Source organism: Streptomyces sp. CA-288835 (genome assembly GCF_050936385.1).
Taxonomy (GTDB): Bacteria; Actinomycetota; Actinomycetes; order Streptomycetales; family Streptomycetaceae; genus Streptomyces.
On sequence record NZ_JBNJMW010000001.1, the window covers coordinates 2132105 to 2143444 of the forward strand.

The window sequence follows — 11340 nt, forward strand, 5'->3', positions numbered from 1 at the left end:
AAAGCGCTTGCGAGGAGAACGACCCTAGGGATCGTCCGGATGTCCGTACAAGCCCCCGTAGAGCACTTTCCTGGAACTGCTACGGATCTTCACGGGCGCTGCCGACACCCGCGAACCTGCGCTATCGATGCCCAGCGAACGGAGGCGTTTATGCCCCTGGAGAACGAACGCGTTGAGAACGAGCGGCTTGAGAACGAGCGTCTTGAGGCCGCACGTCGCCGCCGTCGGTGTGCCGTGGTGGGGCTGGGCGCGCGGGCCCGGCTCTTCACGGAGGCGCTGGCCGGTCCCTACGCGGACCGCATCGAGCTGGCGGGCTTCTGCGACGTCAACGCCCACCGCATGGCCGTCCACAACGAGTGGCTGGCCGCCGACCACCCCGGCCGGAAGCCCGTACCGGCGTACGCCGCCGAGGACTTCGACCTCATGCTGCGTCGCGAACGCGTCGATCTGGTCGTGGTGTGCAGCGTGGACCGCACACACGACGAGTACATCGTGCGGGCCCTGGAAGCGGGCTGCGACGTCGTCACGGAGAAGCCGATGACGACGGACGCCGACCGGGCCCGGCGCATCCTGAACGCGCAGCGGCGTACGGGCCGCGAGGTGCGGGTCGCCTTCAACTACCGCTACAACCCGGTGCATTCGGCCATACGTCAGTGCATCGCGGCCGGCGAGATCGGCGAGGTCGGGTCAGTGCACTTCGAGTGGCTGCTCGATCTACGACACGGCGCGGACTACTTCCGGCGGTGGCACCGCGACAAGGCCAACTCCGGTGGCCTGATGGTCCACAAGGCGACGCACCATTTCGACCTGGTGAACTGGTGGCTGGGGACGTCGCCCGAGACGGTCTTCGCGCAAGGCGGCCTCTTCTTCTACGGGGAGGATGCGGGTCGGCGCCGAGGGCTTGCTCGTCCCTACGCGCGGGCCCACGGCTCCCCGGCGGCCGACGGCGACCCCTTCGCCGTACGCCTCGCAGACTCGCCCGTGCTTCGCTCGCTGTACCTCGACGCCGAGGGCGAGGACGGCTACCACCGCGACCAGAACGTCTTCGGCCCCGGCGTCACGATCGAGGACGACATGGCGGTACTCGTCCGGTACGCGTCCGGCGCGACCCTGACGTACCACCTGACGGCGTACGCGCCCTGGGAGGGCTATCGGGTTTCGTTCAACGGGAGTTCGGGGCGCCTGGAGCTGCTGGTGGAGGAGACGACGTGGGTCCGTCCGGACGCCCGGTCGGCTGACTCGAGCCCTGTTCTGCACGGCTCGGCGGTCGGCGAGGAGGTGGGCCGTACGGAGCTGCTGCTGAGGCGTTTCTGGGAGCCGCCGCGTGAGGTGAAGGTCGCGACGGGCGAGGGCGGGCATGGGGGCGGGGACGTCCGCATGCTGGCGGACCTGTTCGGCTCGCGGACGGGCGACCCGGATGACCTGGGCCGCGCGGCGGACGCGGTGGACGGGGCGCGGTCGCTGGTGACGGGGCTGGCTGCGAATCGGTCGTTTGAGACGGGGGCGGTGGTTCGGGCTCGGGATTTGCTGGACGTGTGAGTGAGGGGTTGGTCTCCGGCGGGTGAGCGGGTGAGCGGGTGTGGTCGTGGGGGTGGGGCCGGGTTGCCTGTGGCTGGCCGCCGCTCTCGTCGGGGGGGTCGGTCGCGTCCACGGCCGTGGCGCACGGCGGTGGCTGTCCCACCGGCAGGCAGATCCAGGAATGTTACAGATCACCCATGCGCTGTCACATTTTGCAGCCCTACACCTCGCCGGTGGACGTGCCTGCCACTGGCCGGATCACCAAGTGCAGCCCACCGCAGCGGAGTTCAAGCCCGGCACGCTATGGGGCACCCGCGCCCGTACACCCCCTCCAACAGGAGACCAAATGCCCTACGCGTCCGACATCGAGGTCGTCGTCTTCGACATCCTCGGAACGATGGTCGACGAGCCAGGCGGACTACGAGCGGCCATCCGCGACGCGGTGCCCGCGACCGCCGATACGTCAGTCGACCATCTACTCACCGTGTGGCAGGAGCACGTCGAGCACGAGCAGCGACGCATCGAGGAACGAAGCCGGGCGTACGCCAACACCGAGACCATCGACCGCGAGGCAGCGCAACGCGTAGCCGACTGTGCCGGCCTCACCGACCCGGCGGCCATCGCCCGACTGGCGACCGCAAGCCAGCGCCTGAAACCCTGGGATGACTCCGTCACCGGCCTGACGCGCCTGGCCCGGCACTTCCCCGTCCTGGGCCTCTCCAACGCCAGCCGCACCACTCTGCTCCACCTCAACGCACACACCGGCCTACGCTGGCACCAAGCCCTGTCCGCCGAAGAAGCCCAAGCCAACAAACCCGCCCCGGAGGTCTACCAGCTCGCAATCGACGCAGCAGGATGCCCACCAGAACGCATACTGAAGATCGCCGCCCACGCCTGGGACCTACGAGGAGCACAGGCAACCGGAATGCGAACTGCCTACGTCCAGAGACCAGCCGGAGATCCTCCGAAGAGCACCGACACCTTCGATTGGCAGTCGAACAGCCTGGATGAACTGGTCACCGCACTGACGGCGACGTAGCAGCACCGGTCTCGGCTATCGGCCTGGCCAGTGGCAGCACACGGGCAGGGCCCCCGTATCGAAGCCGGACGCGGCGACTCAAGCAGCCTGCGAGTCAACGTCCCCGGCGCACGGTGCGGTACCGGACGACGAGGCGATCATCCGCATCCCGGCCCGGATGATCCCGATGATCAGAGAGGCGTGCGATGCCGTCGAGCGTGCCCACGTTCGCTGAACTTCTGGGTGCCTGCGATCACTTCGCCGATCATTGATGGCTGAGATCACGGCGGTTGGAGGTCGAGCCCGGCCTTGGCAGCGAGTCGCCCGTGCGGCTCGCCTGCCTACGATCGACCCGTGGCCCTCTTCCTCCTGGAACGCGTATCTCCGAGTCACGTCAACCAGGTCTGGCGGCAGATGACGACCTGGGAACGCCACGGCGACGTCGTACCGCTCACCCAGGTCACGGTCGTCACCCCACCACCGACCCGCGAGGGCACGGTCTTCGTGGCCCGATCGGGAATCGGCCCACTCACATTCGACGACCCGATGGAGGTCGTGGCCTGGCGACCACCGACGGACGGACGCTCCGGGACGTGCCGCCTGCTCAAGCGCGGGACGTTCGTGACGGGGTGGGCCGAGATCACCGTGCATCCATACGGGAACGGAGGTTCGCGGGTGGTGTGGCAGGAGGAACTGCACGTACGCCGACTGCCGACCGCCTTTGACCGACCACTGGCGTGGGTCGCCCGGCGGGTGTTCGGGCGCGCCGTGGACGGGTTGTTGAAGCCGCCTTGAGGTCGGCCGGGAGGAGTTGCTCGGTGAGCAGGCGGCGGACCCTTGCGCTGCGGTCGGGAGCGATGAGCCAGGAGTCCAGGAGTTGCCAGCCGTGAAAGTAGCTGAGCACGTACAGGGCCATACCCGGGCCCGTAGCGAGGCCAGTGCCGCGCCGGTCTCGGCGTCGGAGAGCAGGGTCCAGCGGGACAGGTAGGCGGCTAGTTCGGTGTCCGGGCGACCCTCGGCTGCCAGGAGCGCGGTGTTGGCCCAGACGCCGAACAGGAGGTTCTGCGCGCGGTGGATAGCGGCAAAGTCGCTGCCGTCGGGGGCCATGCCGTACTCGGCGAGGACGTTGTCGGTCAGCCACGCCTGAGCCTCGTCGCCGGGGAAGACGATGTCCTGGGCATGCAGGCAGAGCCCTTCTTCATCCAGGCGCACGTCGGCCATGCGGAAGACCGCACCGTTCCCGACGTCTCTCCCATCTACGGCGTTCTTCGCGGGCCTCCCCCAACACTGCTGATCGTCGGCAGCGCAGACGTGTTGCTGGAGGACAACCTGACGCTGGCAGGGCGGTTGTCAGCGGCCGGCGATGACGTCGAACTTCGGGTCTACCCCGACTCACCCCACGGCTTCACGAGCCACCCCACGGCCATGGCCGGTACGGCACTCAGCGGCGTCGACTCCTGGCTGCGCGACCGGATTACGCAGCCGTAGGGACTGACTGCGAGCCCACGAAGCTGACCGCAAAGAGCTCTTCGCAAAGAACTCTTTGCGGTTTACTCTGTGCGGTGTGACCGACGCGATGAAGAGGCCAGAGGGCCCGAACGTTGAAGAGAGCTCCGTTGTTCTGGATGCCAAGGGGCTGCGAGCCATGGCGCATCCGGTGCGTGTGCAGCTGGTTGGGCTGCTGCGGAAGTACGGCCCATCGACAGCGACGCGTCTCGCGGAGCGGCTGGGTGTGAACTCCGGAACGGCCAGCTATCACCTGCGCCAGCTCGACGCGGCTGGTTTCGTCGAGGAGGACGCTGAGCGCGGCAATGCGCGAGAGCGCTGGTGGCGTTCCGTACATCAGATGACGGAGCTCAACGACCGGGACCTGGCCGATCGAGAGCCCGAGGCCGCCTTGGCCTACCTGCAATCCGTCGCCACCACGTACACCATGCGCACTCAGCAGACGCTGAACGAGTTGCAGACGATGCCCCGCGCGTGGCGGGACACCTTCGACATGAGCGACATGGCCTTGCGGCTCATGCCCGAAGAGGCCGTCGCCCTGCGGCACGAGTTGAGGGCCGTCATCGCCCGGTACCGGAGAGATACGCCCGAGGCGGCGGCGAGCGCCCCGGAAGGAGCCGAGCGGGTCGGCGTTATCACGCAGCTCCTGCCAGAGCTGGATGCGCCCGCCCCGTCGGACGTGCACTCCAGCCCTGAGACAGCACCAGGAACGGAGATGTCGTGACAGGGGACGCTCCAGGCGCTGACGGCTTATCTAGAAGGCGGTCCTTTCGACCTCTGGGTGGGGTGCTGGCTGCCATGGCCGTGTCGCTGACGGGTACTCGGGTGTCGGCGGTCGCGCTTCCTTGGTTCGTACTGGTCACGACCGGCAGCGCCACGCAGACCGGGCTGGTCGCCTTCTTCGAGATGGCTCCCTACGTGGTGGTCAAGGCGCTCACCGGACCGCTGGTGGACCGGGTCGGCCCACGGAAGGTTTCCTGGACCACGGACCTTGCCAGCGCAGCCGCTGCCGCAGCCGTCCCCCTGTTCCACGCCTTGCACCTGCTGTCCTTTCCGCTTCTGCTGGCCCTGGTTGCGGTGATCGGCGCCGCCCGCGGACCCGGCGACCTGGCCAAGGAAGTCATGGTCCCGGAAGCGGCTGAGCGCGGTGGGGTGCCGTTGGAGCGGGCCACGGGTCTGTCCGGCGTGACCGAGCGGCTCGCCTCGACCGTCGGACCGGTGGTCGGCGGCTCCTTGGTGGCGTTGCTCGGCCCGTTGACAGGTCTTGTCGTCAACGCAGGCTGCTTCGCTCTCGGATCGGTGATCATCGCAGTGACGCTGCCTCGCCGCATGGGCGAGTCGGCCGAGGGCGCCTCCTCACAAGCCGAAGAGACGAAAGCGGGCTACTGGAAACGCTTCGGCGAAGGCTTCACCTTCCTGCGCAGCGAGCCACTGCTGCTCACCGTCATCGTCATGGTGGGCATCACCAACCTGCTCGATGCGGCGTTCATGACGGTTCTCTTGCCCGTCTGGGCCAAGGAGTCCGGCAACGGGCCGGCCGCGATCGGCCTCACAGGCAGCGCGATGGGGGCCGCCGCGGTCGCCGGGAGCCTGATCGCCGCAGTGGCCGCACACCGACTGCGCCGCAGGGTCGTCTTCTTCACCGGATTCCTGTTGGCCGGTGCGCCGAGATATCTGATCCTCGCCTTCGACGCCCCGCTGGGAGCGGTACTGGCTGTCTTCGCCGTCAGTGGATTCGGTGCGGGCTTCCTCAACCCGGTGATCGGGGCCATCCTCCTCGAACGCGTGCCGCGTCGGATACTCGGCCGGGTCAACGCACTCGGCGACTCGTTGGCCTGGGCAGGCATCCCTCTCGGCGGGCTGATCGCCGGGGCGGCGGTGGCCTCCGTCGGGCTTGTGCCGGTGCTGCTCGCCTGCGGAGCCACGTACTTCCTCACCACGAACCTGGCAGGACTGCGGCCGGAGTGGCGCGAGATGGACCGCCCGGGTGGGAGAGAGGTCCTGAAGCGGCCCCCTGAGAAAAACGCGCCACGAAGGGTCGGGCGGAGCTCACCGCCCCGACTCTGAGATGCCCTCCACGAGTTTGGGGGTGGGGGGGCATGGCTGTTGCGGGAACTTGTGACACTTGCACGTGCAAGTGTCACAAGTTCCCGCAACAGCCTCGGGGTGAGGGGCGCTGGCCACGGTCAGTTTCTCGTCGTTCCTGCTTCTGGCTTCCGTTCGGCGACGCAGTCGTACGACGATGATCACAGCGAGGAGTAACGCCACGTTGATCGTCAGCACCACCGGCCGGTCCTCCCGTCAGGCAAGAGCGTTCGGGTCTACTTGTTAGTTCGAACCAGGCGGCACTGTGGCCCAGTTGTCCACGGTTGGCGGCAAAGTACTCCGAGTCGGCCGAATTCCTCGTAAGCCTGAAGCCTGAGCAGCGGGCGCTCGGCGGCCAGGCAGGCCCGCTGCTCATCGAACTCCCCGGCCCTCAACCTCCGCCCAGAATCGGCGGATTGGCCAACCGCACCAGCTCCAGGGCCTGTTCGGGGAACCAGTCCCCCGCATCCGGATCGACCATCCCGCGCTCCGGATCCTCCGGACCCTCCGTGCCGCGCAGGCACAGCCCGTCTGATTCACCTGGGATCTTGATCCACAGGCGGGCGTCGTGGAGTGGGTCGCCGGTGCGGAGCGTGGGGCGGGTGCCGAGGCCGCGGTCGGGTGGGTTGCACCAGTCCTGGGGGTCCGTGTACTTGCCCGGGGGCGGGGTCCACGGGCCCTGACCGTTACGGCTGGAGTCGGTGACGAAGTGCTTCATACGGGAGGTTGGTACGCGTACGTTCTCCTCCAGCCAGGCCTGGGCGTCGGCGCGTGGCCAGCCCTGGTTGGGGCAGGCGGCTGCGTCGCCGCCTCCGTCCACGTACGCGAGGCAGGACGAAATCAGCTTGCCGTACCAGGAGTTGGCGTCGTCGGTCTGGTAGTTGGAGGTGTTGGTGTAGAAGCCGGTGGCGCGGGCGATGCCGCCCTTGAGTAGGCGGGGAACGATCGAGTTGACGGTGTGCCAGCCAGGGTGGCCCGTGTCCAGGTACACCCGAGTGCCGCGCAACGGTTCCAGCTTGTCCACCGCGTAGTTGACCTCGGTGTAACGGGCGGCGGTCAGCGTGCCCTGGGCGTCGTCCTGGCCGCAGTCGGCGGGGACGAGGGCGAGGGAGTCGGGCTCGAGTACGACGAGCGCGTCGCGGCTGCCGATGCCGCGTGCGATCGCGTCGATCCACGCCTTGTATTCGGCCGTGTTGGAGGCGCCACCACCGGAGTAGTTGGAGCAGTCGCGGCCGGGCACGTTGTAGAGGGCGAAGACAGGCAGCGCGTTGTGCCGGTCCGCGTCGCGCGCCACGTCGCGGATCTGTCGCTCGACCTGGACCGGCGTCTGATCGCCGTACCAGACCGCCTGCGGCGTGTGGGCCATGGCCAAGATGCCTGCTGCGTCCCGGAGTTGGCCCGTCCGGGCCAGCTCGAAGGCCTGGCGATACGCCGCCGGGTTGGCGTCGGGGACGTACAGGCCGGATCTGCGCCGTTCGGGCTCCGCCGCATCAGCCACAACATCCACCACATCAGCCGCGCCTGCCGTCGGCGCGCTCAGCAGAGAGGCGAGGCCAACCATTAAGGCAGCCAGGCCCGTTGAGATACGTCTCATGGGGTTCACTCCAGGTTCGCAACGGTCACCGGGGACTTGCGGACTTGCGGGAGCGCTCCCATGAGCCTCGTCGTGCACGGGGCAACCCGTCAAGGTGGCTGCACCGAACGGCTTGTGGCCGCACCGGGCGGCTCAGGAACCGACCCAAGTCTGTGCAGCCCGAGAGGCTGCAGAAGAAGCGTTGCGGTTCACCCACCGGACTGCCGTGCACATCGAGGTGCCAGGCGGTGGAATCTCAGGCATCCGTGCGCCGTATGTGCAGGTGACCATCGCGGGGGAAGGTGGGCGGCGCCGCGGGCAGGACGCTGTCGAACTCGTACCGGCTCTTCTGCGCAACCCGGCACGATGCCAGATTGTCCACCTGGTGCAGCAGTTCGAGACGCTCCAGCCCGTCGGCTTCGAAGGTGTCGAAGGCCCAGCCGGTGAGTGCCTCCAGAGCGCGGGGGGCCACTCCCCTCCCGCGAGCGTGCGCTGCGGTCCAGTAGCCCACCTCGGCCGCCGGTTTACCGGCGGTGACTTCCTTGAGGACCACGTTGCCCACCAACTGGTCGCGAACTGAACCGGGTTGAGCCTCAAGGACGGCGAAGCCGAACCTGTCCCCCGCTGCCCAGCCCTGCTGCTGGGCCTGCACCCACCGTGCCCCGTCAGCATCGTCGTCCACGACGGAGCTCCCCCACTGGCGCAATGCGGGATCCTGGCTCACCTCGACCAATGCGGCAACGTCCTCCATGCGCCAGGGGCGAAGAACGAGAGCGGGAGAGGCCGGCGTAGCGGCCACTTGAAGTACGACGGGGGCATTCATCAACTGATCATATGCGGCGGCGTTTTCACGCGACGCCAGCCGCATCCCGTCCATGCCGCCTTGCGACCGCCCCGTCACTGCTGTGTCCGGACGCGCAGAGCCTCGACGGACCAATCGAACACCGGCGCCAGACTCTCCGGAGCCGCCCAGCCGTTGACCACGGCGAGCAGCTGAAGGTATCGCTCCCTGCGGGGGTCGTTCACGCTCTCCAGCCGAGTCGCCCGCCAGCAGCCGACCACTCCTCTTCCACAAATTCGTGGTCGACTGCCAGCGGGCGCTGTTCGGTGAGATCCCCGAGAGACAACGCGAGTTCAGGCCACCGACCGATCCGCCCGCTCCGTCTGCTGTCCGGCGCCCTACCCGTCGGGCTCCGCGCGTCCCTTCACCACGCGCCACAGCTTCCGCGCCGTGGGACAGACGCCCTGCACGCAGTCGGGGCACGTCGAGGCATGCTCGACGTACGCGCGGTACGCCGTGTCGCTGACCATGGCCTGTAGGCGGCTCGCGCGACCGCTACCGTCGCGCCGCTGCCACTTCACCCCGCTCAGGGCAGCTCTCCCCGGCTCCGCGCGTTGGCCAGGGCCACGCCCGCCGATAGCCTCTCGGCCGCCGTGGCGGGCCTCAGCGGGCCACTTGCGTCCCATTCCCGGCCGCCACCAGGCGGCTTGAGCTGCCAGTGCGGGCCGACGCGGTCCATGACCCGGCCGACCTTGCGCGTCGCTTCGTCCCATACGAGGTCACCGATCTCCGGTGTGTAACCGCTCATGCGCACCCCCGCTGGATCACTTCGGCCAGCCGCAGCGCGACATCCGCGCGCACCCGGCCGAGGGTGATCAGGTTCAGCGAGGGCGATGCCACGTCCGCCCCCAGCGACGGCAACACAATCCCCGCCGCCGTCAGTGCTTTCCGCAGAGTTTCGACCGCCGCTGTGACGTCCGTGGTGTTCGGCTCTTGCCGCGCTGTGACCATGAACTCAGCGTTGCGGAGAGCCAGTTGAGAGGCTAGCGCATATTCTCAACTATTCTCTGTTTGGGCCGCGTTATTCAAAGGCATTCTCATGTAGTGGCATCGGGACTGTGGCCGAGGAGCAAGAGCGAACGCGAAGCTGATCGAGAACCCTGAGAGAGGGGAAGATCATGAGGCGATTGCGCTTCAACGGCACCGGCAGCGGCGAGGGCGGCTGCCCATCGATCCACGAGGACCTGCAAACCAACGAGATCATCGTTCACGGTCCGCCGCTCACGGACCCCGAGGACATCGCACAGCTCCAGCACCTGAGCGAGGGTGAGGTGCCGATCGTTGTACCGCGTGAACTTCTCGTGGACTGGGGGCCGAAAGACATGACGCGCCAAGCGAAAACCATCGACCTGGACGCCTTCAACGGGCTGTTCGAAGCCTTCAAGCACACCGCCTGGCGGCTGGAGACTCGGCGGCGGTACTCGTCCGACGAAGCCACCGACACCTGGGCCCAGTTCGAGCGCGGCGAGGCGCCCACGTGGGACATGGACACCCCTTACTGCCGCACGATCCGGCAGCAGACCGAGCAGGGCGCGAGGGTCGAACGGGTGCGCCTCGTGGACGATCCACCGACTCCGGGCCAGCGCTACCTTCTGGCGCACGCGGAGAAGAACGCCGCGCTGGGCGAGGACATCCGCAACCTGTCGCGCGATGACGCGCAGCGTCTCCAGCTCCCCGACGAAGATTTCTGGATCTTCGACTCGCGTCTGGTCGCTCTGCTCAACTTCGACGAGGCCGACAACCTGATCGACGTCGAGCTGATCACCCAGCCGGACGAAGTGATCCGGTACTCCATGGCGCAGGATGCCGCGTGGCATCACGCCGTCCCGTACGAACAGTTCGCGGCAGACCTGGCCGTGACGGAATGAGCGAGAACCGGTGAGCACCGACTTTCAGCAGGCGCGCGCAGCTCTCGGGGTACGGCTGAGGGAGCTGCGCGAGTCTGCGCCTGGAGGCCGGCTCACCGGTACCGGACTCGCCCAGCGGCTGGGTTGGACGCAGTCGAAGGTCAGCAAGCTGGAGACCGGGAGGCAGACCGCCACTGCCGAAGATCTACAGATGTGGGCCGAGGCGGTCGGCCAGCCGGAGTCGGCAGAGGAACTGCTGGCCCGCCTCCGGGGACTTGAGTCCCACATCCGCTCATGGCGTCGCCAACTCGCTGCGGGCCACAGGGCCGTGCAGGACGCCCACAACGTCGCGCAGGCCAACTCATCAGTCCTGCGCGCCTGGGAGTCCAGCTGGATCGTGGGCGTCCTTCAAACGCCCGATTACGCGCGCGCAGTTCTCACTCGCTCTGCCGAACTGCACCAGTCGCCACGCGACATCGAAGACGCCGTACGCTCCCGCATGAAGCGGCAGGAGGGTCTGTACGAGTCTCGCAGGCGTTATCACATCCTGCTATGGGAACCAGTCCTCCGCTCGCTGATCTGTCCCGCCTCAGTGCTCGCCGCGCAGCTCGACCGCCTCGCCGGAGTCGTCGGCATGGACACGGTCGAGCTGGGGATCGTTCCGCTCTCCGCATCACTCAAAGTTCCGCCTGGCATCGGCTTCTGGATCTACGACGACGCTCAAGTCATCGTGGAGAACTGGCACGCGGAGCTGTGGCTCGACGACGCCGACAGCGTCTCGACGCACCTGAAAGTATGGAGCGCGCTGCAGGAGTCCGCCGTCTACGGTGCCGACGCGCAACGCGTGATCAGCCAGGCACGCCAAGCCCTCGACATCGCCTGACACCGAGCTGACGACCTGGAGCCGGTTGGCCTGCGTTGCTTCGTGCTGCGGGACTGAGCGGGAGTACCC

At 67.8% G+C, this 11340-nt stretch carries 14 protein-coding genes and 1 pseudogene; 8 read left to right on the forward strand and 7 right to left on the reverse strand.

Annotation, left to right across the window (positions count from 1 at the left end):
- Positions 1 to 150 precede the first annotated feature (150 nt).
- The 6 genes from ACQEVY_RS09645 (at position 151) to ACQEVY_RS09670 (ending at position 6109) form a co-directional block, all read left to right on the forward strand.
- Positions 151 to 1539, forward strand: coding sequence for a Gfo/Idh/MocA family protein (locus ACQEVY_RS09645; protein ID WP_432946837.1), 1389 nt, complete (start codon positions 151 to 153; stop codon positions 1537 to 1539).
- 325 nt (positions 1540 to 1864) lie between these two features.
- Positions 1865 to 2557 (forward strand): haloacid dehalogenase type II, encoded by a 693-nt coding sequence (locus tag ACQEVY_RS09650; protein ID WP_432946839.1) that lies wholly within the window; start codon positions 1865 to 1867, stop codon positions 2555 to 2557.
- Positions 2558 to 2890: 333 nt separating this feature from the next.
- Complete coding sequence (locus ACQEVY_RS09655) at positions 2891 to 3331, forward strand: SRPBCC family protein (protein ID WP_432946841.1); 441 nt, start codon at positions 2891 to 2893, stop codon at positions 3329 to 3331.
- 348 nt (positions 3332 to 3679) lie between these two features.
- The gene (locus tag ACQEVY_RS09660) at positions 3680 to 4024 is read left to right on the forward strand and encodes an alpha/beta hydrolase (protein WP_432955145.1); all 345 of its coding nucleotides are present in this window, start codon (positions 3680 to 3682) and stop codon (positions 4022 to 4024) included.
- Between the two features lie 88 nt (positions 4025 to 4112).
- Positions 4113 to 4766, forward strand: a complete 654-nt coding sequence (locus ACQEVY_RS09665) for an ArsR/SmtB family transcription factor (RefSeq protein ID WP_432955147.1) — start codon at positions 4113 to 4115, stop codon at positions 4764 to 4766.
- 74 nt (positions 4767 to 4840) lie between these two features.
- A complete protein-coding gene (locus ACQEVY_RS09670; protein ID WP_432946843.1) occupies positions 4841 to 6109 on the forward strand; it encodes an MFS transporter in 1269 nt (422 codons plus the stop codon).
- On the opposite strand, the gene ACQEVY_RS09675 is transcribed toward ACQEVY_RS09670, so the two are convergent.
- From ACQEVY_RS09675 to ACQEVY_RS09705, 7 genes and pseudogenes are all read right to left on the reverse strand, one after another.
- On the reverse strand, positions 6092 to 6325 hold the full coding sequence (locus tag ACQEVY_RS09675) for a hypothetical protein (RefSeq protein WP_432955149.1): 234 nt from the start codon (positions 6323 to 6325) through the stop codon (positions 6092 to 6094). The genes ACQEVY_RS09670 and ACQEVY_RS09675 overlap by 18 nt on opposite strands.
- Before the next feature lie 193 nt (positions 6326 to 6518).
- Complete coding sequence (locus ACQEVY_RS09680) at positions 6519 to 7721, reverse strand: glycoside hydrolase family 6 protein (protein ID WP_432946845.1); 1203 nt, start codon at positions 7719 to 7721, stop codon at positions 6519 to 6521.
- Between the two features lie 235 nt (positions 7722 to 7956).
- The gene (locus tag ACQEVY_RS09685; RefSeq protein ID WP_432946847.1) at positions 7957 to 8523 is read right to left on the reverse strand and encodes a GNAT family N-acetyltransferase; all 567 of its coding nucleotides are present in this window, start codon (positions 8521 to 8523) and stop codon (positions 7957 to 7959) included.
- A gap of 74 nt (positions 8524 to 8597) precedes the next feature.
- Positions 8598 to 8744 (reverse strand): annotated as a pseudogene (locus ACQEVY_RS09690) (MerR family transcriptional regulator); the annotation flags it as partial.
- Between the two features lie 135 nt (positions 8745 to 8879).
- Positions 8880 to 9011: a hypothetical protein gene (locus ACQEVY_RS09695; RefSeq protein ID WP_432946849.1), complete on the reverse strand. Its 132-nt coding sequence runs from the start codon at positions 9009 to 9011 to the stop codon at positions 8880 to 8882.
- Between the two features lie 56 nt (positions 9012 to 9067).
- On the reverse strand, positions 9068 to 9289 hold the full coding sequence (locus tag ACQEVY_RS09700) for a hypothetical protein (RefSeq protein WP_432946851.1): 222 nt from the start codon (positions 9287 to 9289) through the stop codon (positions 9068 to 9070).
- Positions 9286 to 9492, reverse strand: a complete 207-nt coding sequence (locus tag ACQEVY_RS09705) for a hypothetical protein (RefSeq protein ID WP_432946853.1) — start codon at positions 9490 to 9492, stop codon at positions 9286 to 9288. The genes ACQEVY_RS09700 and ACQEVY_RS09705 overlap by 4 nt, the downstream gene beginning before the upstream one ends.
- A 164-nt stretch (positions 9493 to 9656) precedes the next feature.
- Here ACQEVY_RS09705 and ACQEVY_RS09710 point away from each other — a divergent pair, with 164 nt between their 5' ends.
- Both ACQEVY_RS09710 and ACQEVY_RS09715 read left to right on the forward strand, forming a co-directional pair.
- The gene (locus ACQEVY_RS09710) at positions 9657 to 10409 is read left to right on the forward strand and encodes a DUF6879 family protein (RefSeq protein WP_432955150.1); all 753 of its coding nucleotides are present in this window, start codon (positions 9657 to 9659) and stop codon (positions 10407 to 10409) included.
- Positions 10410 to 10419: 10 nt separating this feature from the next.
- Positions 10420 to 11271, forward strand: coding sequence for a helix-turn-helix domain-containing protein (locus ACQEVY_RS09715; RefSeq protein ID WP_432946855.1), 852 nt, complete (start codon positions 10420 to 10422; stop codon positions 11269 to 11271).
- The last annotated feature ends 69 nt before the right edge of the window (positions 11272 to 11340 follow it).

What these genes read in the sequence shown, in the direction of transcription:
- ACQEVY_RS09645 (WP_432946837.1), top strand. Translation starts at nt 151, where the DNA reads ATGCCCCTGGAGAACGAACGCGTTGAGAACGAGCGGCTTGAGAACGAG.
- ACQEVY_RS09650 (WP_432946839.1), top strand. Translation starts at nt 1,865, where the DNA reads ATGCCCTACGCGTCCGACATCGAGGTCGTCGTCTTCGACATCCTCGGA.
- ACQEVY_RS09665 (WP_432955147.1), top strand. Translation starts at nt 4,113, where the DNA reads ATGAAGAGGCCAGAGGGCCCGAACGTTGAAGAGAGCTCCGTTGTTCTG.
- ACQEVY_RS09670 (WP_432946843.1), top strand. Translation starts at nt 4,841, where the DNA reads ATGGCCGTGTCGCTGACGGGTACTCGGGTGTCGGCGGTCGCGCTTCCT.
- ACQEVY_RS09680 (WP_432946845.1), bottom strand. Translation starts at nt 7,721, where the DNA reads ATGAGACGTATCTCAACGGGCCTGGCTGCCTTAATGGTTGGCCTCGCC.
- ACQEVY_RS09685 (WP_432946847.1), bottom strand. Translation starts at nt 8,523, where the DNA reads ATGAATGCCCCCGTCGTACTTCAAGTGGCCGCTACGCCGGCCTCTCCC.
- ACQEVY_RS09695 (WP_432946849.1), bottom strand. Translation starts at nt 9,011, where the DNA reads ATGGTCAGCGACACGGCGTACCGCGCGTACGTCGAGCATGCCTCGACG.
- ACQEVY_RS09700 (WP_432946851.1), bottom strand. Translation starts at nt 9,289, where the DNA reads ATGAGCGGTTACACACCGGAGATCGGTGACCTCGTATGGGACGAAGCG.
- ACQEVY_RS09705 (WP_432946853.1), bottom strand. Translation starts at nt 9,492, where the DNA reads ATGGTCACAGCGCGGCAAGAGCCGAACACCACGGACGTCACAGCGGCG.